The following is a 26582-nucleotide window of genomic DNA, read 5'->3' as shown; positions in this document are numbered from 1 at the left end:
ATGAATTATCGCATCGACTTAGCTGTTCTTTCTGAACAAAAAAATAACTGCCGATTTGGCCTTACGGTACATAACTTAAGTGACCTCGACGTAAAAGATTGGTCTCTGCACTTTGCATTTGATCGTTTCATCCTTCCAGAGAGTTTATCGCAAGGAGAGCTGACTCAAGTTGGCAGCTTTTGCTCATTCACACCAAGTTCGTCAGTGTTAAAGGCCAACAACCATTACTACCTTGAATTCAGTATTCAAAGCGCACCATTCCGCTTCTATTCTGATGGCCTTAACGATGCCTTTATCCAGTCACATAATGATGGAGAAACATCGGTACTGCCTGTCGCGATATCACCCATAGTACTGGCTTCGCCATACCGTGAACGCAATCAAATACCTGAAGTTAACGCTGCTGAGATTGCATTGATTCCTCAGCCTAATCAGATCGAATTTCAGCAAGGTAGTTTCGCGCTAAGTAGCGAATGCGGAATTGAGGTTCAATCTCATCTTGCAGATAAGGCAGTCTCTTGGTTCCAGCAAGAATTGCTATCGACCTTTGAGTTGTCTCTTTCGAACGCGCTTTCAAAAGACGAGAGTTGCGACATTCTATTTCGCAGCAACCCGACGTTAGATGAAGCCGAATACAAGCTGACCATCACTACACAACAGATTATTGCTGAATCAGGCAGCCAGTCGGGCTTTACACACGCTGTGGCAAGCTTGATTCAATTAGTACAACAACTGGACGCAGAGAACTTCTCTCTACCATGCTGCCAGATAGCCGACCAACCGCGCTTTAAGTACCGCGGCATGATGTTGGATTGCGCTCGTCACTTCCACTCAGTGGATCAAGTGAAGCGTTTAATCAACCAATTGGCGCACTACAAATTCAACGTTTTTCACTGGCACCTAACCGATGATGAAGGCTGGAGAATTGAGATAAAGAGCCTGCCACAGCTAACAGAAATTGGCGCTTGGCGTGGCCCTGATCATGCACTAGAACCGCAATACACCCACATTGCTGACAACTATGGCGGCTTCTATACACAACAACAGATTCGCGAAGTCATTGAATATGCAGAGCAACGCAGCATCACAGTGATCCCAGAGATCGATATCCCGGGACACTGCCGCGCCGCAATCAAATCACTGCCTGACATGTTGGTAGAGCAAGCGGATACCACTCAATACAAGAGCATTCAGCACTACAACGACAATGTACTAAACCCAGGTTTACCAGGTACTTACCAATTTCTAGATGCAGTTATTGAAGAAGTCGCGGAGCTGTTCCCGAGCGAATTAATTCACATGGGTGCAGACGAAGTGCCACCGGGCGTGTGGACCAACAGCCCTGCTGCTCAAGCATTGATGAAAGAACACCAGTACCAAGACAGCAAAGACCTACAAGGCCACCTATTCCGCTATGCCGAGAACAAGCTTAAGCAACTCGGCAAACGCATGGTCGGCTGGGAAGAAGCACAGCACGGCGACAAAGTGAGTAAAGAGACCATCATCTACTCGTGGCTCAGTGAAGAAGCGGCTGTCAATTGCGCTCGCCAAGGCTTTGATGTGGTGTTGCAACCTGCACAGTTTACCTATCTCGACATGACCCAAGATTATGCACCGGAAGAACCGGGCGTAGATTGGGCTGCCGTTATCCCATTAGAACAAGCTTACACCTACGAAGCACTTGCTGAGATATCCGACACCGACCCAATTCGTAAGCGGATCCGCGGAATTCAGTGTGCTCTATGGTGTGAGATCGTCACCAACCAAAAGCGTATGGATTACATGGTATTCCCAAGAATTAGCGCTTTAGCTGAAGGATGTTGGACACATAAAAACAACCGAAACTGGCTAGATTACCTGTCTCGCCTAAAGGGTCACTTGCCGCTACTCGACAGACTCAATGTTGACTATCGCAACCCTTGGAAAGCTCAATAAAACAAAACCAAAGCAACACTCACATCGAGCGCTTGCTAACTCAAATTAAGGTGCTCAGTCAGATAAGACTCAGCATCACTATTTAAAAATTAGCTGCATAGATGCAGTTTGTTAAAAAGGAAATGACAATGAAATACGGCTATTTCGATAACGACAATCGCGAATACGTCATCACTCGCCCTGATGTACCAGCACCTTGGACCAACTACCTAGGTACTGAAAAGTTTTGTACCGTGATTTCGCACAATGCGGGCGGTTACTCGTTCTACAACTCTCCGGAATACAACCGTGTTACTAAGTTCCGTCCAAACGGCACCTTTGACCGTCCTGGACACTATGTTTACTTGCGTGATGATGAGACGGGTGATTACTGGTCTATCTCTTGGCAACCAGTGGCCAAGAGCCTAGATGAAGCGAACTACGAGGTTCGTCACGGCCTGTCATACTCAAAGTTCAAATGTGAATACAGCGGCATTACCGCAACCAAAACGCTATTCGTACCTAAAGGCGAAGATGCAGAAGTTTGGGACGTTGTGCTAAAGAACAACACTGATAAGCCACGTACTATCAGCACCTTCTCATTTGTTGAGTTCTCGTTCAGCCACATCCAATCGGACAACCAGAACCACCAGATGTCTTTGTACTCTGCGGGCACGTCTTACCAAGAAGGTGTGTTGGAATACGACCTATACTACAACACTAACGACTTTGAAGGCTTCTACTACCTAGCGTCAACCTTCTCACCAGACAGCTACGATGGCCAACGTGACAACTTCCTTGGCATGTACCGTGATGAAGCTAATCCAATTGCGGTTGAAAACGGTCAGTGTTCGAACAGCGCTCAAACCTGTTACAACCACTGTGGTTCTCTGCACAAGCAATTTACCATTCAACCGGGTGAAGAAGTTCGCTTTGCGTACGTACTAGGTATAGGTAAAGGCAACGGGGAACGCCTACGCGAGAAGTACCAAGATACAGCAAACGTTGATGCGGCTTTCCAAGGCATCAAAGATCACTGGGACGAGCGTTGCAACAAGTTCCAAGTTAAGTCTCCAAACGAAGGCTTAGACACCATGATCAACACGTGGACGCTATACCAAGCGGAAACCTGTGTGGTTTGGTCACGCTTTGCATCATTCATCGAAGTTGGCGGTCGTACTGGTCTTGGTTACCGTGATACGGCTCAAGATGCTATTTCAGTACCCCATGCCAACCCACAAATGACCAAGAAACGTATTATCGACCTGCTTCGCGGCCAAGTGAAAGCGGGCTACGGTCTACACTTGTTCGATCCTGACTGGTTCGATCCAGAGAAAGCCGACGTTGAGCCATCAAAATCACCAACAGTTGTTCCAACACCGTCAGATGACGACAAGATCCACGGCATTGAAGATACATGTTCTGATGATCACCTATGGATCGTTCCAACCATCATCAAGTACGTGATGGAAACCGGTGAGCACGACTTCTTCGATGAAGTGATTCCATACGCAGACGGTGGCGAGGCGACAGTTTATGAACACATGAAAGCGGCACTGAACTTCTCTGCTGAATACGTGGGTCAAACGGGTATCTGTAAAGGCCTTCGTGCTGACTGGAATGACTGTTTGAACCTAGGTGGTGGTGAATCTTCAATGGTTTCATTCCTACACTTCTGGGCGCTACAAGAATTCCTAGATCTTGCTAAGTTCCGCAATAACGATGCTGACGTTGGGAAATACACTGAAATGGCTGCTAACGTTCGCGAGGCGTGTGAAACGCACCTTTGGGATGACGAGGGTGGCTGGTACATCCGTGGTCTGACTAAAAATGGCGACAAGATCGGTACCGCTCAACAAGCTGAAGGTCGTGTGCACCTTGAGTCAAACACGCTCGCGGTTTTATCTGGTGCTGTTTCTCAAGAACGTGGCGAGAAAGCGATGGACGCTGTTGATGAGAACCTTTTCTCTGAATACGGCCTACACCTAAACTCTCCTTCATTCGCAACACCAAACGATGATATCGGCTTCGTAACTCGCGTTTACCAAGGTGTAAAAGAGAACGGTGCAATCTTCTCTCACCCTAACCCATGGGCTTGGGTAGCAGAAGCGAAACTAGGTCGTGGTGACCGTGCTATGAAATTCTACGACGCACTGAACCCGTACAACCAAAACGACATGATTGAAACACGTTACGCAGAACCATACTCGTACGTGCAGTTCATCATGGGTAAAGATCACCAAGACCACGGCCGTGCAAACCACCCTTGGTTAACGGGTACGTCGGGTTGGGCTTACTTCGCGGTAACCAACTTCATTCTTGGTGTTCGTACAGGCTTTGAAGGCTTAACGGTTGATCCTTGTATCCCGACTGATTGGCCAGAGTTCGAGGTTACTCGTCAATGGCGTGGCGCAACTTACAACATCACAGTGCAAAACCCGAATGCAGTAAGCAAAGGCGTTGCCTCTATCACTATCAATGGTGAGTCAGTTGAAGGCGCAATCCCAGTACAAGCAGAAGGCAGCGTGAACGATGTTGTCGTTGTTCTAGGCTAGTCACGCAATTTAACGAACAGCTCTTGTCTCAAGTCTTTACGGGCTTGAGACAATGAGACTAAAAGGATTTTCTAATGATTAAATTTGGTACAGGTGGCTGGCGCGCTTTCATTGGTGAAGAGTTCACTAGAGAAAACGTCCGTTTGGTAGCGCAAGCGCTCGCTAACATCATTAACAACGAAGATGCAGCCAAGAATGGGTTTGTGATCGGCTATGACCGTCGTTTCCTTTCCGATAAAGCCGCATGTTGGTTTGCAGAAGTACTTGCGGCGAACAACATCAAAGTAAGCTTCATCGATAAGTTTGTTCCAACACCTATCGTGATGTTCCAAGCAAAAGAGATGGGATGCACCTACTCGGCGTGTATTACCGCCTCTCACAACCCAGCCGATTACAATGGCATCAAGGTATTCATTGAAGGTGGCCGTGATGCTGATGAGATCATCACAGAGAAGATCGAACAGCAAATCGCAACACTGACCAACGAAGATATTATTCGTGTCGATTTCGAGCAAGCGTTGAATGACAAAGAGATCGAAATCATCAACCCGATGAACGCCTTTGTTGATTCCATCATTAATGCCATCGATATTGAATCGATTAAGAAAGCGAATCTACGCGTGCTGATCGACCCAATGTTTGGTGTGGCGAAAAACGCTCTGCAAACGGTTCTTATCAACGGTCGTTGTGATGTCGACGTAATCAACGATGGTAAAAACCCAGACTTCGGTGGCCTAATGCCTTCTCCTAGCGCAGCAACGCTCTATCGCTTGAAGCACTTAGTTGCAGCAGAAGGCTATGACATTGGTATTGGTACTGATGGCGATGCCGACCGTTTGGGAATCATCGATGAGAAAGGTCACTTCATTCACCCTAACGAAGTACTACTCCTACTTTACTACTACTTGCTGGAATACAAAGGTTGGAAGGGCTCTGTCGTTCGTAACATCGCAACCACACATCTACTGGATAAAGTCGCGGCGGATCATGGTGAGAAGAGCTTTGAGGTTCCTGTAGGCTTTAAGCACATCAGCTCACAAATGGAGGCCGATGACTCTCTGATTGGCGGCGAAAGTTCGGGGGGTTTAACCATTCGTGGTCATATCAAAGGTAAGGATGGCGTATTTGCTTCAAGCTTACTGGTTGAGATGATCAGTGTGACAGGCAAGAAGCTGTCTGAATTACTTGATGAGATTTACTCTAAATATGGCTATGCCTACACCGCAGAAGGCGATTATAAGTTTAAACCTTCAGAGAAAGAAGCGCTCTACACTAAGATCTACGTCGAGAAGCAACTGCCTGAATTTGAATACGAAATTGAAAGAGTCAGCTATGAAGATGGTGCCAAGGTGTACTTCAAGAATGCCGGCTGGGTCATTGCTCGCTTCTCAGGAACAGAGCCGTTACTACGAATCTTCGCAGAAATGGAAGATAAAGACACTGCAGAACGTGTTCTTCAAAAAGTGAAAGACTTCCTCTCTCTATAGGCTTATAGAGTGCAGCAGTTTTGTATGGGACTTAACAAATCACTGCCTTGTTAAAGCCTATAAGTGAAGAACTCTTGCCCAGTACTTTGATTAAAGTGCTGGGCTTTTTTATCGCGATTCTTGTAACGATTAGTATCGCGTTATATCTCTTTAAAAAGCCAATACGCCTTTGGTATCGACTTTTACGTTGACCGGCATACCCACTTCAAGTGCTTCTGACGAGGTTGCTAATAACTTCTGACCATGCGCTTCGATTACATAACGACAGTGATCACCCATAAATTGCTGTTCTAGCACCGAAATAGCACTATCTTGCTCGTAACTTGCTTGGATATGCTGGGGCCTTAGCAGAAGCTCACATGTATTGCCGAACTCAATCTCCGTTTGCGGTTTGGCTTCAACCATACCCAAACTGGTTTCAAATTCATGCTCCGAAATACGCTGTGCCTTTAAGTAGCTACCGCCACCCAAGAAATCAGCAACGAACTTACTCGAAGGGTGGAAATACAACTCAGATGCCGAACCATACTGTTCAATCACACCATGGTTCATCACAGCCATCTTATCTGCAAAAGCAAATGCCTCTTCGCGACTGTGAGTCACAAAAATAGCGGTCACACCCTGCTTCTTAAAAATCTTACGAATTTGAGAAATCAGCTCATGACGAACTTGAGTGTCAATGTTCGAGAATGGTTCATCTAACAGCAGTAAGTCAGGCTTGTATGCCAAAGATCGGGCAATCGCAACACGCTGCTGTTGACCACCAGAAAGTTGATGCGGGTATCGTTCACCATACTCATCTAAATGAACCAACTCTAACATCTCTTGAACTTTCTCTTTCTTTTGCTGCTCTGAGAGTTCTTTTAGTCCAAAGCCAACGTTCTGGTTGACCGTCAAGTGCGGGAACAGAGCGTAGTCTTGGAAAATCATACCGATATTTCGTTGCTCCGGTGGCAACCAATTATCGCCATCATCGATGGTTTGACAGTTTAAACTCATTACGCCACTACTCAATGGAAGCAGGCCAGCAATCGCCTTAAGTAAGGTGGTTTTCCCGCAACCACTTGCACCAAGAAGACAAACAATTTCACCATGCTCAACTTCTAACGAGAGCGCTTCCAAGATGGTTTGCGACTCATACTTACAAGTCAGATCTTTAATTGATAATGCACAACTCATTAGTGTTTCTGCTCCAAAGAACGGTTTACGATGATCAGAGGAATTAAACCTACTAACACCAGTAATACAGCAGGCATCGCCGCCAATTCGAGGTGCTCATCTGAGGCATAGTTATAAACATAGGTCGCTAATGTTTCGAAGTTGAAAGGACGCAGCAGCAAGGCCGCATTCAACTCTTTCATTGATTCGATAAACACCAGTAAGCCAGCGATCAATGCGCCACGTTTAATCAAAGGTAAATGAACACGACGTAACATCTGGTTGGTATTGCAACCCATGGTTTTAGAAGCCATATCCAATGAAGGGGATACTTTACTCAAGCTGCTTTCAATACTGCCAATTGCCACTGCAGAGAAACGTACGACCATGGCAAAAATTAGCGCGAACATGGAGCCAGAGAAGATCAAACCAGGTCGCCCCCACTCCATCACTTTGGCAATATCATTGACTAAGTGATCCATGAACAACACAGGCACCATCACACCAATTGCCAACACAGTGCCTGGAACAGCATAGCCCATCGAAGCAATACGCATGTAAGCCTGATTTTTCTTACTCGGGCTAACGCGTTGATTAAAGTTCACAATCATCGCAATGATAACGCCAATAATCGCCGCGATTACTGACACATAAAGACTGTTAACAGCATACTCTCTGAATTCAGGCGTCCAACTTTGTGCAAAGTATTTGTAGGCATAGATCATCAACTGACCCAGAGGGAATAAGAATGCAACGCACACTAATCCCCAGCACCAAAACAGTGCCAACCACTTCTTCCAACCGGATAGGTCGTAACGAAAGTCTTCACGACTGCTGAATTGATTCTGGAACAGTTTCTGTTTACGACGACTGTAGCGCTCTGAACTCAACAGCAAGATCACGATAACCAGCATAATTGCCGATATTTTCGCAGCAGCCGTTAAACTTGAATAACCTAACCAGGTATCGTAAACCGCTGTCGTTAAAGTGTTGACTGCAAAGTAACTCACGGTACCAAAATCACCGATAGTTTCCATCGCAACAAGCGATAGACCTACCGCCATTGATGGGCGAACAAGTGGCAACGAGATACGACGAAAGCTTTCCCAAGGTGAGCATTTTAGCAACCGAGCGGATTGCAGTAAGGAGACGTTTTGCTCCATAAATGCGGCGCGGCACAGCAAGTAAACATAAGGATAGAGAACGAGAGACAGAACAATAATAGCACCAGATAAGGTTCTAATATCCGGGAACCAATACTCACCGGGTCCCCACCCAGTAAGATCTCGCAGTAGAACTTGAACAGGCCCAGCAAAGTCGAACCAATCGGTGAATATATACCCAACAATATAGCCTGGCATTGCTAATGGCAGTACTAGCGCCCATTGCAAAACCCGCTCTCCCGGAACACGGCACATTGCCATAATCCAAGCAGACGGAATACCAAAAACCAAAGACAGGAATAAGGTTCCCATGACTAAAACCACCGTATTGTAAGCATAGGTGGGCATTACTGTGGACATCAGATGAGAAAATAGCTCATCTGTTTCTCCAACAGCCGTCGTAAAAATCGCTAAGATCGGTAAAACCAGTAATACAGCAATAATGCCGCTACTGGTGTTCCATAAATAATTCTTTTCTTTCATCGCCTAACTACAAAGAGGCTTAATGAAACACAAATGCATTTGCAAATACATCTCATGTCCTTTTAATGGTGGGGTTATTTATACCCATATACTGTAATGACTTCAAGGTGAGATGCTAATAACTCAAGGGATCGACGGCGAGCTTTGTATCAAAAAGTGATTTTCCAAAACAAACAACCCCAAGTGACCGAAAATGGCGACTTGAGGTTGTCATTTTACTTGGGCCGAAGCCTACAGTAATAAATTAAAGATCGAACTTAACTTCGTCTAATAGTTTAATTGCTGCTGCGTGGTGGTCAGCAATTTGGTCTAGAGAAATTGTATCTGCTTTGAATTCACCCCATGAAGCAACAAGCTCAGAAGGTTTAACATCAGCTTTCACTGGGTATTCATAGTTCACTTCTGCATACATGCTTTGTGCTGTGTTACCCGATAGGAATTCCATTAGCTTAACGGCATTCTCTTCGTTTGGAGAGTATTTAGCCATTGCCATACCAGAGATATTCACGTGAGTACCCGTTGTCTCTTGGTTAGGGAAGTTAATGTAAACAGCGTCAGCCCAAGCTTTTTGCTCTTTATCGTTAACCATCTTGCCTAGGTAGTAGCTGTTACCAAGAGCAACATCACATAGGCCTTCTTTAATCGCTTTAACTTGTGCACGATCGTTACCTTGAGGCTTGCGTGCTAGGTTAGCTTTTACGCCTTCTAGCCACTCTTTCGTTTCAGCTTCACCTTTGTGAGCGATCATCGAAGATACTAGAGAAACATTGTATGGGTGCTTACCGCTACGCGTACAGATCTTACCTTTAAATTCAGGCTTAGTTAGATCTTCGTAAGTAAACTCCTCACCTAGACGACCAACACGGTCACGAGAAGAGTAAACGCTACGTGTACGTGTTGTTAGAGCGAACCACTCATTGTTTGTATCTTGGTATTGAGCAGGAATATTCTTTTCAAGAACTTCGCTTTCAACAGACTGAACTAAACCTTGTTTAGTTAGCTCAGATAGACGACTGATGTCTACAGTTAACACTACGTCTGCAGGGCTGTATTCGCCTTCTTGAGCTAACTTTTCTGCTAAACCTTTTTTAGCAAACTTAACGTTTACTTTAATGCCAGTCTCTTTTGTGAATTCCTTGAACATTGGTTCAACTAGGAAAGGTTGACGGTAAGAGTATACGTTTACTTCTTCCGCAGCCATTGCTGTCGGGGCAATTACACCACACGCTAGAGCTGAAAGTGTTAGCAGTTTCTTCATTGTAAAATCCTTTATATCGAAATGATAATGTCTATCAGTTGCGTTATTATATTCATCATTAACATAATTACAATGACGACCAACAAAAAATCCGTCTACTCAGACCATTCAAACTCTCACTTTTGTAACAAACCATTTCAACTTTGTGTCTTGTCGTTCCTCTTAAACAATGAGCCTAACTTCAACGTTCGTGTTTATATATTGTGCAACCGTAAATACAACAAAGCCCCGCAACAAGAGTTGCGGGGCTTTCTTTGTCCAACCTAACCCATTCAGATTAGGCGACGACTGTTGATTATTTTACTGATACAAACTCAGGGTAAGCGCCGACACCACAATCGTGCATGTCCATACCTTCAAGTTCTTCATCTTCCGTTACTCGGATACCGATTGTTGCTTTAAGCACCGCCCATACTGCTAGGCTAGCACCGAATACCCATGCAAAGATGACTGCTGCACCCATTAGCTGAGCACCAAACGTTGCATCAGCGTTGCTTAGTGGCACAGCCATTAGACCGAAGAAACCACATACACCGTGTACAGAGATAGCACCTACTGGATCATCAATCTTAGCTTTGTCTAGAGCGATGATGCTGAATACAACCAATGCACCAGATACCGAACCAATCGCTACAGCAAATAGAGGTGATGGTGATAGAGGGTCTGCAGTGATTGCTACTAGGCCAGCTAACGCGCCGTTAAGAATCATTGTTAGGTCTGCTTTACCCCAAGTTGTTTTACATACTAGTAGTGCTGCAATTGCGCCTGCTGCTGCTGCTGCGTTGGTGTTAAGGAAGATTTGACCTACTGCTGTTGCGTTCTCAAAATCCGAAACCATCAGTTGAGAACCGCCGTTGAAACCGAACCAACCGAACCAAAGGATAAATGTACCTAGCGTTGCAAGTGGCATGTTTGAACCAGGAATCGGGTAGATTTCACCGTTCTTACCGTATTTACCTTTACGAGCACCGAGTAGTAGAACACCAGCTAACGCTGCTGCTGCACCAGCCATGTGTACGATACCTGAACCTGCGAAGTCACTGAAACCCGCTTCTGATAGGAAACCACCGCCCCAAGTCCAATAACCTTCAACAGGGTAAATGAACGCTGTTAGTACTACAGAGAAGATTAGGAATGACCAAAGCTTCATACGCTCAGCAACCGCACCAGATACTACAGACATTGCTGTTGCAACGAATACTACCTGGAAGAAGAAGTCTGATTCTAGAGAGTGGTCTGCGCCTTCACCTTGTGTACCAATTAGAGTACCAAATGATGGCAACCAACCGCCTTCACCGTTGTCGACATACATGATGTTGTAACCAACCACTAAGAAAGCAGTACAAGCAATTGCGTACAAACAGATGTTCTTAGTTAAAATTTCTGTGGTGTTCTTTGAACGAACTAGGCCAGCTTCTAACATCGCGAAGCCTGCTGCCATCCACATTACCAACGCACCTGAAATGAGGAAGAAAAAAGTGTCTAGTGCGTAACGTAGTTCCGTTACTGTTGTTGTAAGTTCCATATTAAAGTCTCCAGTCCTTGTAATTCTTTAAAGTGCTTCAGCATCCATTTCACCAGTACGAATTCGTACGGCTTGGCTTAGGTCATACACAAAAATTTTGCCGTCGCCGATTTTTCCGGTGTGTGCCGCTTGGCTAATCGCTTCAACAACTCGGTCAACATTCTCAGCTTGGGTAGCAATCTCTAGCTTCACCTTTGGTAGGAAATCCACTTGGTACTCTGCACCACGATACAATTCAGTATGTCCCTTCTGACGACCAAAGCCTTTCACTTCAGAAACAGTCATACCTTCAATACCCACATCAGAGAGCGCTTCGCGTACATCGTCTAATTTGAATGGCTTAACAATGGCATTTATTAATTTCATATTCGTTCCTTAAATTCTTACTTAATCCGTTAATTCTCTTATTACAATCCAAGTAGCGTGCCAAAAAGTTAAGTGCTTGATTTTAAATAAGATGAAGATAATAAGGTCGTAATAACGAAAAAGGCCGCACCAACATGGTGCAGCCTTTTCACTATCTTAATGCGCGATGCTCTTATTGCTCCAGTTTTGGGCAACGGAGCCTTCAAAGCTCTGAATGACTAACAAATAGGTCTTAGGACTAGTAACCTAAAAAATCCATCCAGCGTTCGATGAGCAGTTCGAAATCGTCGATTCCACAGCTTGCTTGGCTTTCACAGTTATAGAAGTCGAACTCACTGCCCTCTTCCATCTCTTGCTCATGCGCTAACACGTTTTCTTGAATCGTTACTTCGTCTTCATTAATCGCAAGGCTAATCTCTTTGCCAAGCAACGTCACTTCATTGCTCAAGTCCTGTCGAGATTGCTCAATCAACGCCATCACATGATCTAATTTTTGCTTATCTTTACCGATCTCTTCTTGAAGCCAACGGCCAACAATCTCATGGCCCATGCTGCATTTCACATAGTATTCACCCATTAGAGTGTTTCTAGTAAATTCAAACTCCATAACTCAACCTATACTGCATTAATACTCAAGCGATACTATTTCTGAGTATACCATTGTCTTGTCAGAAACGAGCGTATTGACGAATTTATCGTTACGATCCAACCTACACAGTCAATGAAGAGGAGGGCTCTATGCAGTTGAACGAAATGATTGCCAAACAAATTGTCGAACGAACCATGAAGATCATCCCACACTCGATTAATGTGATGGATAATAAAGGTCGCATTATTGGATCCAGTGATCCTACTCGCTTATACCAAAAACATGAAGGAGCGGTACTTGCCATCACCGAATCACGAGTCGTTAATATTGACGAAGCCACTGCCGAACACCTAAAAGGGGTTAAGCCTGGAGTTAATTTACCGATTCTATTTCAGGATAATGTCATTGGGGTGATTGGGGTTTCTGGGACACTGCAGCAAGTTCATCATTTTGGTGAGCTGGTGAAGATGACCGCTGAGCTTATTGTTGAACAAGCTGTACTTATGTCTCAAGTAGAATGGAATAAGAGGCATCGTGAAGAATTGGTATTGCAATTAATCCGAGGTAGCACGCTTAATGACATGCAACTGCAATCCATCGCACAGCGTCTGGATCTCGACCTTGCACAACCGCGGATTGCCGCCATCGTCAAGGTGTTACCGATAGGAGACACTGCGCCTTCATTGGAAAACTTACAGCAATTAGTACATTTACTTGAATATCCCGAGCGCGATAATTTAGTCGGTATCTTGTCTGTTTCACAAAACGAAGTGGTGGTACTCAAGCCTATAACCCTGATAGGGAACAGCTGGTCCAAGGATGCAGAAGCCAAGCGCGTGAAATTGCTACTCAAAAGAATAAAGAAAGAAGCTAAGTTTCAAATCAAGATTGCGCTTGGGGATTACTTTACCGGACTTTCTGGTTTAGCACGCTCATATGATACCGCTGAGCTCACTATGCGCAGTGTCGGTAACCGCCCCGGAGACATGTTTTTCTATCAAGACTATCGACTGCCGGCCATTATGAGTAGCCTGTTACAAGATCCATGGATTCGTGAGCAACTGGAGCAGTCTTACCTACATCTTCAACAACAGGACAGTAAAGGGATACTGATCAAAACTTTGAAGACATATTTAAAGCAGAACTGTGATTCAGCTCTCACCTGTAACGAACTACATATCCATCGCAATACGCTACGCTATCGAACAGACAAGATAAACCAAATAACATCATTAAATATCAACAATATAGACGATCTATTTCAACTCTACATTGCAATAAATCTATTCCACTGGTCGAGCTAAAAAATGTGCAACTGCACAATTTAAAAGGACCGATTTGAGCACTTATTTGTAGAGAATGACAAAGACTTACCAACCCTATATCTTTATATTTGCCGAAAATGACACATCGTTATCTGGGAAATAGAACATGATTGAAGTTTCAACTCTTGGCGCACTTTCAGCATTGATTGTTGCTATCGCGCTCATTCTTAAAAAAGTGCCACCCACCTACGGCATGATCATCGGTGCTTTGGTTGGCGGCGTGGTTGGCGGCGTTTCTCTCACCGAAACCGTTGAGTTAATGATAGGTGGTGCCCAAGGGATCGTCACTTCAGTGATGCGAATTCTCGCCGCTGGTGTGTTGGCCGGCGTACTAATTGAATCAGGGGCGGCTACCTCGATTGCAGAATCCATCATCAAAAAAGTAGGCGAAACTCGCGCCTTACTTGCTCTTGCTATTGCGACCATGATTTTAACCGCTGTTGGCGTTTTCGTTGATGTGGCCGTTATCACGGTTTCTCCTATTGCACTGGCTATTGCTCGCCGCGCAGACCTTTCTAAAACCGCGATCCTTTTGGCGATGGTGGGCGGCGGTAAAGCAGGTAATGTCATGTCGCCTAACCCAAATGCCATTGCGGCGGCTGATGCGTTCAATGTTCCGTTAACCTCTGTGATGGCTGCAGGCGTGATTCCGGGTCTATTTGGGCTGCTTTTCGCCTACTTCTTGGCAAAGCGCCTCGTCAATAAAGGTTCAAAAGTAGCGGAAAGTGAAGTGGTCAAAGCGGATCAAAGTTCACTGCCAAGCTTTTCTTCTTCAATCGTTGCACCGTTAGTGGCTATTGCCCTACTCGCGCTGCGACCACTCGCTGATATCAATGTTGATCCTCTAATTGCATTACCCTTGGGTGGATTGCTGGGTGCACTGGCTATGGGTCGCTTCAAACAAGCCAATAGCTTTGCGGTTTCAGGCTTGTCACGTATGGCACCGGTTGCTGTAATGCTACTGGGCACAGGAACCATTGCAGGCATCATTGCTAACTCAGGACTAAAAGCTGATCTGATTGAAGTGCTGACGATGTCTGGGCTGCCTTCTTACTTACTTGCTCCGTTTTCTGGCGCACTGATGGCACTATCAACCGCATCGACAACTGCCGGAACAGTAGTGGCATCGAATGTATTTGCCAGCACCATTCTTGAGCTAGGTGTTCCAGCTCTCGCAGGCGCAGCAATGATCCACTCTGGTGCGACAGTACTTGACCATATGCCACATGGTAGCTTCTTCCATGCCACGGGTGGTGCGGTACATATGAGTATTCATGAACGTCTAAAACTCATCCCTTATGAGTCAGCGGTCGGTCTTGTTATCGCCTTCGTCTCAGTAATGATCTTCGGTGTATTTGGTCTGTTTGTTTAAGTTTAAAGGTATCAAAATGAAAATTGTAATTGCTCCTGACTCATATAAAGAAAGCCTATCAGCAATGGGCGTTGCTCAAGCGATTGAAGATGGCTTTAAACAGCTAATACCAAACGCCGAATACGTAAAATTACCAATGGCTGATGGTGGTGAAGGCACAGTACAATCTCTGGTGGATGCGACCAATGGCTCTATCATCCAACATCCAGTGATTGGTCCATTAGGTGAAATTGTCGAAGGCTTCTACGGTATGTTCGGTGACGGTAAAACTGCCATTATTGAAATGGCGGCCGCTTCCGGCCTAGATTTAGTCTCTCCAGAACAACGTAATCCACTAAAAACCACTACCTATGGTACGGGTGAGTTGATCAAAGCCGTATTAGATAAAGGTGTTGAGCATATTATTATTGGCATTGGTGGTAGTGCGACCAATGATGGTGGCTTAGGAATGGCTCAAGCGCTAGGCATTCGTATGCTAGATGCAGAGGGTCACGAGCTGGTGTTTGGTGGTGGTGAACTGTCAAAACTGACAACCATTGATCTCACCAACCTCGACCCACGCCTACAAAACGTACGCTTAGAGGTCGCTTGTGATGTCGATAATCCATTATGCGGACCAAAAGGGGCATCACAGGTATTCGGTCCGCAAAAAGGCGCAACACCAGAAATGGTTGAGCTGTTAGATGCTAACCTTGCTCATTATGCCAGTATCATGAAAAACCAGTTAGGCGTCGATGTCATTGATCTCCCTGGTGCTGGCGCGGCAGGCGGTCTAGGCGCGGCACTTGTTGGCCTGTTAAATGCGGAGCTTCGCCCTGGTATTAACATCGTAATGGACGCCGTCAATTTAGATGAAATAGTCTCAGATGCTGATCTTGTGATTACAGGAGAGGGGCGCATTGATAGCCAAACCATTCATGGCAAAACACCGATTGGTGTCGCTCGCACAGCCAAAAAACATAAACTGCCTGTCATCGGTATTGCCGGCTGTCTAGCCAGTGATTGTGGTGTGGTTCATGAGCATGGTATCGACGCGGTATTTGCGGTAGTGAACCGTTCAGTAGACTTGCCGACAGCTTTGGCTGAAGCGGCTGAAAATATTGAACTTACTGCTCGCAATGTTGCAGCAATGTATACGATTAAGCACTAATCGAGCTCTCTGTAAGCTAAAAGCAATTTTCGCTGTATGCTAAAAGCAATTAAGGCCGCTATTCACAGCGGCCTTAATTATATTTACAACAAAATCAGACGTTACGCAGGCTCTTGGAAGATAACCGTGTCTGCTTTTTCCGTGTACTGACCCATTTTATGGAAGTTCAGGTAACGGTATGTATCAGCAGCGGTTGCATTAATCTTCTCAGCGTACTCTAAGTACTCTTCTTTCGTTGGGATGCGACCTAGAATCGCGCCAACAGCAGAAAGCTCAGCAGAAGCCAGATAAACGTTCGCGCCATTACCTAAGCGGTTCGGGAAGTTACGCGTTGACGTCGACATAACCGTCGAAGCATCAGCAACACGAGCTTGGTTACCCATACATAGTGAACAGCCAGGAGTTTCGATACGTACCCCAGCACGACCGAAGATGCCGTAGTAGCCTTCTTCTGTCAGTTGGTCTTTATCCATCTTCGTTGGCGGAGCCACCCATAGGCGAGTATTTAGCGAGCCGTTAAACTCTTCTAGCATCTTACCAGCGGCACGGAAGTGGCCGATGTTGGTCATACAAGAACCGATGAACACTTCTTGAATCTCTGTGCCTTGAACGTCAGATAGAAGACGAGCATCATCTGGATCGTTTGGTGCACATAGGATTGGTTGATCGATATCAGCAAGGTCAATCTCGATAACGTGCGCGTATTCCGCATCTGAATCAGCAGACAGCAACTCAGGGTTAGCTAGCCACTCTTCCATTGCTGTAATACGACGCTCAATCGTACGAACATCACCGTAACCTTCAGCGATCATCCACTTCAGCATCACGATGTTCGAGTTCAAGTACTCAGAGATAGACTCTTCAGAAAGCTTAACGGTACAACCTGCAGCAGAACGCTCAGCAGATGCATCAGAAAGCTCAAATGCTTGCTCAACAGATAAGTGCTCAACACCTTCAATTTCTAGTACACGACCAGAGAATTCGTTGATCTTACCGGCTTTCTCTACCGTTAGTAGGCCTTGCTTGATGCCGTAAAGAGGAATGGCATGTACTAGGTCACGTAGCGTGATACCCGGTTGCATTTCACCTTTAAAGCGAACCAAGATAGATTCAGGCATATCAAGAGGCATAACGCCTGTTGCTGCAGCAAATGCTACCAAGCCAGAACCCGCAGGGAATGAAATACCTAGAGGGAAACGAGTATGCGAGTCACCACCTGTACCTACAGTATCAGGAAGAAGCATACGGTTTAGCCATGAGTGGATAACGCCATCACCCGGACGAAGTGAAACACCCGCACGATTCATGATGAAATCAGGTAGCGTATGGTGAGTGTTTACATCGACAGGTTTAGGGTATGCCGATGTGTGACAGAAAGACTGCATTACAAGGTCTGCAGAGAAACCAAGACACGCCAGATCTTTAAGCTCATCACGAGTCATAGGACCGGTCGTATCTTGAGAACCGACTGTCGTCATTTTAGGTTCACAGTACTGACCAGCACGAACACCTTCAACGCCACATGCTTTACCAACCATCTTCTGAGCTAGCGTGTAGCCTTTATCAGATGCAGATGGATCGATTGGTTTAGCAAACAGATCCGTTTCAGCTAGACCTAGAGCGTCACGAGCACGACCCGTTAGACCACGACCGATGATCAGTGGAATACGGCCACCAGCACGCACTTCATCAAGAAGTACTTTGCTTAGCTCAAAGTTTGAGATCACAGAACCGTTCTTGTGAACAACACCTTCGTACGGGTAGATATCAATGATATCGCCCATGTTCATGTCTTGTACGTTCAGTTCAATGGGTAGTGCGCCTGAATCTTCCATTGTGTTGTAGAAGATTGGTGCAATTTTACCACCAAGACAAACACCGCCAGTACGCTTGTTTGGTACGAATGGGATATCTTCACCCATGAACCAAAGTACTGAGTTTGTTGCCGATTTACGTGAAGAACCTGTACCAACAACATCACCAACGTAAGCCAGTGGAATGCCATCTTTTTGCATTTCTTCAATTTGTTTGATTGGACCAACGCTACCCTGTTCATCAGGAGTAATGCCATCACGTTCCATCTTCAGCATCGCTTTCGCGTGTACTGGGATGTCAGGACGTGACCATGCATCAGGCGCTGGAGATAGGTCATCGGTGTTCGTTTCACCAGTGACTTTAAATACTTTTACTGTGATTTTTTCTGCTACTTTATCTTTCGCTGTAAACCATTCAGCATCAGCCCAAGATTGAAGTACTTGTTGTGCAGCAGCATTGCCAGCTTTCGCTTTCTCTTCTACGTCATAGAACGTATCGAACATCAGTAGAGTATGAGATAGCGCTTTAACAGCGATTGGAGCAAGCTCAGCATCGTCTAGTAGAGATACTAGAGATTCGATGTTGTAACCGCCTTGCATGGTACCAAGCAGTTCTGCAGCTTTTGCTTTGCTTACTAGTGGCGAAGCTACTTCACCTTTAGTGATAGCCGTAAGGAAGCCAGCTTTTACGTAAGCAGCTTCATCTACACCCGGTGGAATGCGATTTTCTAGTAGGTCAAGAATGATTTCTTCTTCACCTTGAGGTGGATTCTTCAGAAGTTCAACTAGGCCAGCTACCTGCTCAGCATCTAGTGGTTTTGGAACAACTCCTTCGGCAGCACGTTCTTCGACGTGTTTACGGTAGGCTTCAAGCACGACTTTTTTCCTCTCATTGCGGTTCACTTCTTCCCTTCATAATTGTTAGTAAAATAAAGAAGTGAACATCCTTGGAAACTTGGCTCTCCATTGCCATTTTTGTCATTCAATTTGTATTGATGAGCGGCGTCATAGAGGCCAAACTGTGGGCGGTAGAATAGCAAATTTAACGTTAAATTAAAATCTTATCATTTTGACCAACATAGCAAGTTAAGACGAAAGTCCCACTATTTTTGCCTAATTACGCACTTAAATGGCGACTCTGCGCATGATTATTTGTAGGACGTACCTACAATCAGATACACCGAATCGAAATTATCTTCGGTTCGGCCATAAGCTAAAATGATCGGCCCGATTGGAGAATCAACACCCGCGAAAACAGAACCCGCGGTGTACATTGGCGCTTCATCAATACTCAAATCATTGTTCGACCAAACACCACCATGCTCAATGGATGCGCCCACGTAGAATGGTGATTTAAAAAGGCCGAAGTCATTTTCAAACCACTTATAACGATAAATAAGGCTGGTGTAAGCCAAGTTCTGACCAATCATACTATTCCTTGGAATACCTGACAGGTTTAAGAAGCCACCAAGCTCTTTGGGATCAATAGGGAAAATCGAATTTTTGCTCTCTACAATACCGTAATCCAGCTTTGCGACTAAAGTATGCTTCTCAATACTCTTTGCTGCCATGAAATTGGCCGAAAACTCATAAACCGTATCACTCTCAGACGTTAAATCCGATTCACCAAGAGAGCTGTCATTATCAAAATCATCATGAGAAACGAGGTACTCTAAATCGACAAAGTAACCCTTGGTCGGTAAGCTGAAATTATCCAAAGTATCCAGTCGGTAACCCATGAAGCCACCAATACGCTTGTAGCCACCACTGCCCAATGAAGGTAACGAAGAAACCTCAACATCCCCATCTGTATAACGAACACCAAATGTCAGCTCCTGCCACAAGGTTGGTTGATAGCCTAATGCCAATTCACCGACATATTCACTATACGTCATAGGGAGATAATCTTTCGTTACGTCCAGTGTCGGTTCTTCAATATCATCAATATCTGCGGGTAGGTTTCTGTTCTCTTTGCTGTAAACAACCGATGCCGAAGTAAACAGCTTTTGACTCGAAAAGAATGGCGAGTAAAGTTCCGCTTCAATTCGCTTGTCCGTTCCCATCTCGATATTGGTTCTTAGCTCTGCACCATGCTTATTAATATCAGTAAAGTTGGCTGAGACACCGAGCGAGTATTGGCTTGTAGTAGAGAAATCATCTTCAAGAAAGAATCGAAAGTTGAGGTAGTTTGGCCCCCAAGATTTTTCGTTCACATCGACCAGCAGTTGCTCCTCGCCATCTACCGTGTCAAATTCATAAGTCACCAACTCGAATCTATCTAGCGCATAGAGGTCTTGTACTTTAGATTCAATTTCACTGGTCTTCAGAATCTCACCTGAATCAAGGTTTAAACGGTTTTCGATCAGCTTATCGGAATAGTGGGTATTGTTATTGATAACAACTCGGTCAACGACGGTCTTATCGCCGTGTTTTAGCTGTCTGCGCGCTTTTTGTTTGTCCTCGATATAATGCTGATAATCGGCATTTGAGAGCGATAGCTTAGAAAGTTCATCAGTATGCTGCTTAGCAGCTTCATAGCCCGCGAGGAAAGCCGATGGCATTTTATCAAATTCTGTCGTCTCCATTTCCCCAACATCTGGGCGCAGGAAGACATCATCGTCTGTTAAAGTTTCAGCTTGCTCTTGGGTGCTGCGTTGAACAAGATAATTAGAGAGTTGGTCAGCTGCGGCTAGAAAATTCGTGAAGTCTTCTTTGCCTTTGTAATTGGTACTGATATCCACCGCAATGACAATGTCCGCGCCCATCGCTCTGGCAACGTCGACTGGCATGTTATTGGTGACACCACCATCAACCAGCATTCGACCATCTAAGGAATAAGGGGGAAGCGCGCCGGGAACTGACATACTGGCCATCATCGCATCAACAAGGTGACCATGGTCGATGACCACTTCTTCAAGCTCAATAATGTCGGTTGCGACTGAACGGTAGGGAATAGCAAGATGGTCAAAAGAGTCGAGTGGAGATAGGTTACCTGTGGTCTCACGCAGAATACGCAACATATTCTGACCTTGAACCACACCTTTCCTAGCTTTGATTTCGCCCCAACCTAAACCGAGATCGGTGTTAAGTTGGTAACGGTCTTCATATTCTTTGTCACGCACTCGGCGATCACTACGGTTAACGCGATCACGATAGCCGCGATTCCAATCAACCGTATAAATAAAACTTTCAATCTCATCAGCACTCATCCCTGTCGCATAAAGCCCACCAACGTAAGAACCCATGCTGGTACCAGTAATGTAATCGACCGGAATTTGCATCTCTTCTAGCGCTTTAAGTACACCAATGTGAGCCGCTCCTTTGGCTCCTCCACCAGCAAGCACAACAGCAACGGTTGGTCTTTTATGAGCTTGTTCAGCCTGCTGAGATTGATCAACCTGTGTCGCGGTGGATGCAAACAGCTGAAAACTGATCACAGTACCGACAACACCTAAGCCACTCACTAACCAACGAGAAATCATTATTTTAACTGTCCTTGTCATTCTTTCTTGTTACGACTTTACCACTGAAAAAGCTTCTTTAGCCACTGTTTTGGTTGACTTTCACAGCCCTTTTTAATGTTTCCACCCTCATCCCAAAGTGGCAGTTTAACTGCACCATCACAATCAAACTCTAAAGCCCCTTCAGAAGTTCGAGTAAAGTTAGCGGTGACAATTCCTGTCGGCCAAGGCAGTAATAACTGCTCGGGTGTTCTCTGTTTGAGATAATCGGCATAAACACGTAACGCACCACTCGAACCAGTAAGCTTAGTCGGCTTATTATCATCACGTCCTAGCCAGATGGTCGTCACTTCACGGCCATCTACGCCCACGAACCAACTGTCTCGGCTGTCATTACTAGTGCCAGTTTTACCAGCTAACCCTGCCCATGCAAACTGACCTTGTAGGAAACGGCCCGTGCCTTCCGACACGCCACGTTTCATTGCATAGGTTGTAAGCCAAGCGGCTTGCTGGTCAACGCTTTGTGATACACGAGGGATCGACTGATACAGAACCTCGCCATCGTTATCAACAACTGAGCGAAGCGCAGACAAAGGTGCTATACGCCCAGAATTGGTAATGGTTTGATACATCTGCGCAACTTGGAACGGAGTCAGTGAGAACGAACCCAAAAACATCGACGGCACTGGGCGAATCTCATTTTTATCGACCCCCAGTTTTCCAATCGTATCCGAGACACTATCAATGCCTAATTGCATGCCTAAACGAACAGTAGGTACGTTGTAAGACTTAGAAAGCGCCACATACAAAGGCACATCGCCACGGAACTTACGATCGAAGTTTCTCGGGCTCCACACGCTACCTTTACTGCCTTTCAAGCTCAGTGGCGTGTCTTTCAATGTTGTCGCCAACGTGTACTTCTGAGGCTGCTCTAGTGCGGTTAAGTAAATTGCAGGCTTGACCAAAGAACCAATTGGGCGACTCGCGTTCAAGGCACGGTTAAAGCCATCGTAGCCAGTACGCTTACCACCGACCATCGCCCGGATTTCACCGGTATTTCTATCCACGGCAATAGCTGCTGCTTCCAGCTTATTACCTGCGGTTTTCGATAAATCAGGCACCTTACGAGCAATCGACTTCTCTAACTTGTCTTGAGATACCGGATCCAGAGAGGTAAAGACTCGAATCCCTTTTTTCGCCTCAAATCGATCGCCGACATACTTCTTAAGCTCAATGTTTACTTGTTGGAAATAAGCGGGCTGACGGCTAGCAATGCGTGGGTTGTCTTGAATATCCAAATCACGACTCGCCGCCTCTTCGTATTGTCGCGGAGTTAAGATGTCTTGTTGCATCAATAAGCGAAGAACCAGATCGCGTCGAGTCTTAGCACGCTCAGGATAGCGAACCGGATTGTAATACGACGGTCCTTTCACCATACCCACCAGCAGTGCTAGCTGATCGATGCGCAGCTCTTGAATAGGTTGACCAAAATACAAACGAGACGCTAAACCGAAGCCATGAATCGCTTGCCCACCATTCTGTCCAAGATAAACCTCATTTAAGTAAGCCTCTAGGATACGGTCTTTGCTGTAACGATGGTCTAAGATAAGTGCAATGTAGGCTTCACGAACCTTACGCCACAATGTACGTTCACTGGACAGGAACAGGTTTTTTGCCAACTGTTGTGTCAGCGTACTACCACCTTGTACCGTTCGCCCAGCTTTGACGTTAACGACCATTGCACGAGCGATGGCCAGTGGCGACACACCATCGTGTTGATAGAAGTTTCGGTCTTCGGTTGCCAGTAAGGCATCAACCATCACTTCTGGGAACTGATTGCGTTTTAAGAACAGGCGCTGCTCATCGTTACTTTTCTCAAGCATGCCAAGCATTTTCGGTTCAACACGCAGGTAGCCCATGTCGCCTTTCTTCTCCAGCGACTGAATGCGAGTTAATTCGTTACCATTGAAGTGCAGCATCACATGACGATCCGCTTCCGGTCCATCAACAAACTCGAACGGACGACGAATCATTTCAATCTTGGTCGAAGAAGAAGAGTATTCGCCTGGGTGACGAGGCGCGTTCACCTTACGGTAATTAAGTACATCGAGCTCATTCTTAACCTGAACCAAACTCACCGGAGTTCCCGGAGACAGGTCTAGCACTCGCGCATAAACCACGGTTGGCAAATCAAACAGCTGACCTTCAAAGCGCTGTTTGACCACAGAATCAAGATAAATACCGACGAACAACAGCAATGCCGCAAGCGCTAAGCCCGCTTTCCAAGAAATGCCCCATAGGATCTTCAACCAACCTCTTTTGCCAGATTTCTTAGCCTTAGGTTTGGTCTTTTTCGCAGCCGCTCTTGGTTTTCTTGGCTTGGCTTTGGTCGCTGGTGACTTCTTTGCTGGCGCTTTTTTAGGTGGTGCCTTTTTTGGCGTTAACATTTTGGTCATCATCGATTCAACTGTCGTTTGGTTTTAGTGGTTGCTACATGGTTAGCAGGGTCATCCGGCCAAGGATGTTTTGGGTAACGGCCCTTCATCTCTTTTTGTACTTCTTTGTACGCGCCAGCCCAAAAGCCAGCTAAATCTTGAGTAATTTGTAGTGGTCGCTGTGCTGGAGAAAGGAGCTCAAGCACTACTTTTTTACGCCCTTGCGCGATCAATGGCGAGTCTTGTTCGCCAAAGACTTCCTGCATTCGCACTGAGATCACTGGTTCAGATTGATATTGATAACGAATGGCCTTCTTGCTGCCTGTTGGCATCAGATAGTGCGTTGGCAACCATTGGTCGATTTCTTGATTCAAAGGCCAACCAAGATAAGCCGACAATGCTTGCTCAATCGAAACACTAGACAGTCCTTTTGCCGACTTAATGCCATTCAGATAGGGAGATAGCCACTCATCAAGGTGTTCAATCAAACTCGCATCGTCCATCGCTGGCCAATCATGCTCAGGCATCCAAAGCTCTGCACTACGTACACGCTCAACCAACTGCTTAGCCGAAGCTGTCCAATTTAAGCGATCCAACCCACATCGAGCGACATAATTGAGCAGCGCTTGGCTCGCCTGATTCGCATCGGGATCAGGTAAAGCTTTGGTGCTGATAATCAACTTGCCCAGAGATACACGCTGCTCAGCAACTAAACGGCCACGTTTCTCATCCCAATCGGCGTAATCGGAACGCACAAACAGTTTTGGAAATTCAGCTTCTAACTGTGCGATATCAACCGCGGTGGCTAAGAAAATCTGACTGGCTCGCCCTGTGCTGCGCATCAAATCAATCACTACGATATAGTTATTGTTCGCCAGTGGATCATCATCACGAACCTCAGCACCGTGGCCATTCGCCAAAAGGAAAGCACTGCTGGTCGCGCTTCTCACTTGTGCAATCCGGTCTGGGAAGGCAAAACAAAGCACTAATGGTAGCAATGATTCGTCAGCTTGTGACAAATCTAAGTGATGATTGAGTTTGCTCGCGAGACTTTTCGCTCGCTGCATCACAACGCTATTTTTGGAATGTTTTCTTTGCTTAAGTCGATGCAAAGAGTGTTGAATATCCGTCACATTGCGCTCCGGCTCTTCCAGCAAAGCAGCAGCAACAATCGCGACATTCAACAGAGCAGGACTACCTTGCTGCGCTTTAACCAACATGCTGGCAATACGAGGCTCTAGACCTAAACGTTGGACCTGTTTTCCTAATGCCGTAAATTGACCATTATCGTCTAACAATTCAAGAGTCTGTAAGAGTTGCTTGGCTTGCCCGATAGAAGCTTTGGGTGGAACGTCTAACCATTGCAGTTCATCAGCACTCGCAGCGCCCCATTGCGTCAATTCAGACACCAGCGAAGACAAATCAGAATGAAGAATTTCAGGTTCTGGTATAGCTGGTTGCTGCATCAGCTGCGTTTCGCTGTACAAACGAACGCACAAGCCCTCTTCAATTCGTCCCGCACGGCCCGCTCGTTGTTCAGCTGAAGATTGCGAGATTTTCACTTGCTCAAGCTTAGTAATACCGGTTTTCAGATCGAACTTCGCCACACGTTCAAGCCCGGAATCAACCACCAATCGAATACCTTCAATCGTCAAAGAAGTCTCAGCAATATTGGTCGCTAACACCACCTTTCGACGCCCTTTCTCTGATGGCGCGATCGCTTTCTGCTGTTGAGAAAAGCTGAGTTGCCCATACAGAGGACACACATCGATATCATTGGCGAATTGTTCTAGTTGAGATTCCACCTGCTTAATCGCAGAAACGCCCGGCAAAAAGGCCAGAAGTGAGCCTGACTCTTTCTCCATCAGAGAGCGAATCACGTTAGCCATTTTAGGGGCTAGATATTCATTTGCGTTAAGAGGCTGATAACGGAAATCGACCGGAAAGGTGCGACCTTGTGATTCAACGTATTTGGCATTCGGCAGCAAAGTTTGCAGAGCTTGTTGATCTAAAGTTGCCGACATCACTACCACTTTCAGATCGTCACGCAACGCCTCTTGGATCTCTAAGCTAAACGCCAATGCGGTATCTGCGTGAATGCTGCGCTCATGAAATTCATCAAAGATCACCATATCAACCCCTGTCAATTCAGGGTCGGTTTGGATCATTCTTGTCATGATCCCTTCAGTAACAATCTCTAAGCGAGTCGTACTGCTGCTTTTAGATTCACCACGAACTCTAAAGCCAATGCTCTCTCCCACCTTTTCTCCCAATTGGCTCGCTAAGTAAGTGGCAATATTCCTTGCCGCTAAACGCCTCGGTTCAAGCATGATGATTTTGCCTTGAACGGCGTTGGTCTTAACTAACTGTAAAGGGAAGAATGTTGACTTACCCGCACCGGGAGCGGCCTTTAGAATAAGTTGAGTGTGTGTTTCTACGCCAGCGAGCAGATCTGGCATCACAGCTTCTATGGGCAGTTGTGGCAATGGGAGAACCTTGTGGTGTAATGTTGGCAACATTGTACATA

At 45.8% G+C, this 26582-nt stretch carries 16 protein-coding genes; 6 read left to right on the top strand and 10 right to left on the bottom strand.

All coding sequences use genetic code 11. The features are described 5' to 3' along the window. The 3 genes from AB6E78_RS13070 (at position 1) to AB6E78_RS13060 (ending at position 5956) form a co-directional block, all read left to right on the top strand. Positions 1-1935, top strand: coding sequence for a beta-N-acetylhexosaminidase (locus AB6E78_RS13070; RefSeq protein ID WP_372133770.1), 1935 nt, complete (start codon positions 1-3; stop codon positions 1933-1935). Between the two features lie 128 nt (positions 1936-2063). Then, the gene (locus tag AB6E78_RS13065; protein WP_372133769.1) at positions 2064-4469 is read left to right on the top strand and encodes a GH36-type glycosyl hydrolase domain-containing protein; all 2406 of its coding nucleotides are present in this window, start codon (positions 2064-2066) and stop codon (positions 4467-4469) included. A gap of 74 nt (positions 4470-4543) precedes the next feature. Beyond that, on the top strand, positions 4544-5956 hold the full coding sequence (locus AB6E78_RS13060) for a phosphoglucomutase/phosphomannomutase family protein (RefSeq protein ID WP_372133768.1): 1413 nt from the start codon (positions 4544-4546) through the stop codon (positions 5954-5956). A gap of 150 nt (positions 5957-6106) precedes the next feature. Here the strand turns inward: AB6E78_RS13060 and AB6E78_RS13055 are convergent, their stop codons facing one another. The 6 genes from AB6E78_RS13055 to AB6E78_RS13030 all read right to left on the bottom strand — a co-directional run bounded on the left by AB6E78_RS13055 (position 6107) and on the right by AB6E78_RS13030 (position 12516). Continuing rightward, positions 6107-7135 (bottom strand): ABC transporter ATP-binding protein, encoded by a 1029-nt coding sequence (locus AB6E78_RS13055; protein WP_102394603.1) that lies wholly within the window; start codon positions 7133-7135, stop codon positions 6107-6109. After that, positions 7135-8760, bottom strand: coding sequence for an iron ABC transporter permease (locus AB6E78_RS13050; protein ID WP_017068890.1), 1626 nt, complete (start codon positions 8758-8760; stop codon positions 7135-7137). Before AB6E78_RS13050 ends, AB6E78_RS13055 begins: the two co-directional genes overlap by 1 nt. Positions 8761-9004: 244 nt before the next feature. Beyond that, positions 9005-10018, bottom strand: coding sequence for a Fe(3+) ABC transporter substrate-binding protein (locus AB6E78_RS13045; protein WP_017068889.1), 1014 nt, complete (start codon positions 10016-10018; stop codon positions 9005-9007). Between the two features lie 295 nt (positions 10019-10313). Continuing rightward, positions 10314-11543 (bottom strand): ammonium transporter, encoded by a 1230-nt coding sequence (locus AB6E78_RS13040; RefSeq protein ID WP_017059420.1) that lies wholly within the window; start codon positions 11541-11543, stop codon positions 10314-10316. Between the two features lie 27 nt (positions 11544-11570). Continuing rightward, positions 11571-11909: a P-II family nitrogen regulator gene (gene glnK / locus AB6E78_RS13035; RefSeq protein ID WP_004738200.1), complete on the bottom strand. Its 339-nt coding sequence runs from the start codon at positions 11907-11909 to the stop codon at positions 11571-11573. Between the two features lie 238 nt (positions 11910-12147). Further along, positions 12148-12516, bottom strand: coding sequence for a YacL family protein (locus tag AB6E78_RS13030; protein WP_019824378.1), 369 nt, complete (start codon positions 12514-12516; stop codon positions 12148-12150). Between the two features lie 131 nt (positions 12517-12647). On the opposite strand from AB6E78_RS13030, the gene AB6E78_RS13025 reads away from it, so the two are divergent. The 3 genes from AB6E78_RS13025 to AB6E78_RS13015 all read left to right on the top strand — a co-directional run bounded on the left by AB6E78_RS13025 (position 12648) and on the right by AB6E78_RS13015 (position 16345). Further along, entirely contained in the window at positions 12648-13802 is a 1155-nt protein-coding gene (locus AB6E78_RS13025) for a sugar diacid recognition domain-containing protein (RefSeq protein ID WP_017059422.1), read from the top strand. 127 nt (positions 13803-13929) lie between these two features. Continuing rightward, positions 13930-15195, top strand: a complete 1266-nt coding sequence (locus AB6E78_RS13020) for a GntP family permease (RefSeq protein ID WP_017059423.1) — start codon at positions 13930-13932, stop codon at positions 15193-15195. Between the two features lie 16 nt (positions 15196-15211). Then, a complete protein-coding gene (locus AB6E78_RS13015; protein ID WP_017059424.1) occupies positions 15212-16345 on the top strand; it encodes a glycerate kinase in 1134 nt (377 codons plus the stop codon). Between the two features lie 101 nt (positions 16346-16446). Here AB6E78_RS13015 and acnB read toward each other — a convergent pair whose 3' ends face one another. The 4 genes from acnB to hrpB all read right to left on the bottom strand — a co-directional run bounded on the left by acnB (position 16447) and on the right by hrpB (position 26574). Further along, positions 16447-19035: a bifunctional aconitate hydratase 2/2-methylisocitrate dehydratase gene (gene acnB, locus AB6E78_RS13010; RefSeq protein WP_372133767.1), complete on the bottom strand. Its 2589-nt coding sequence runs from the start codon at positions 19033-19035 to the stop codon at positions 16447-16449. 272 nt (positions 19036-19307) lie between these two features. Beyond that, positions 19308-21641 carry a patatin-like phospholipase family protein gene (locus AB6E78_RS13005; RefSeq protein ID WP_372133766.1) on the bottom strand — a complete coding sequence of 778 codons (2334 nt, stop codon included), beginning with the start codon at positions 21639-21641 and terminating at the stop codon, positions 19308-19310. A gap of 38 nt (positions 21642-21679) precedes the next feature. Then, complete coding sequence (mrcB, locus tag AB6E78_RS13000; protein ID WP_017063253.1) at positions 21680-24079, bottom strand: penicillin-binding protein 1B; 2400 nt, start codon at positions 24077-24079, stop codon at positions 21680-21682. After that, on the bottom strand, positions 24076-26574 hold the full coding sequence (gene hrpB / locus AB6E78_RS12995) for an ATP-dependent helicase HrpB (protein ID WP_372054859.1): 2499 nt from the start codon (positions 26572-26574) through the stop codon (positions 24076-24078). Before hrpB ends, mrcB begins: the two co-directional genes overlap by 4 nt. Positions 26575-26582 lie beyond the last annotated feature (8 nt).

The organism is Vibrio sp. 10N.247.310.98 (assembly GCF_041467395.1).
Taxonomy (GTDB): Bacteria; Pseudomonadota; Gammaproteobacteria; order Enterobacterales; family Vibrionaceae; genus Vibrio; species Vibrio crassostreae_C.
The sequence above is the reverse complement of the archived record's forward strand: the minus strand, read 5'-3'. Positions and strand labels throughout refer to the sequence as shown.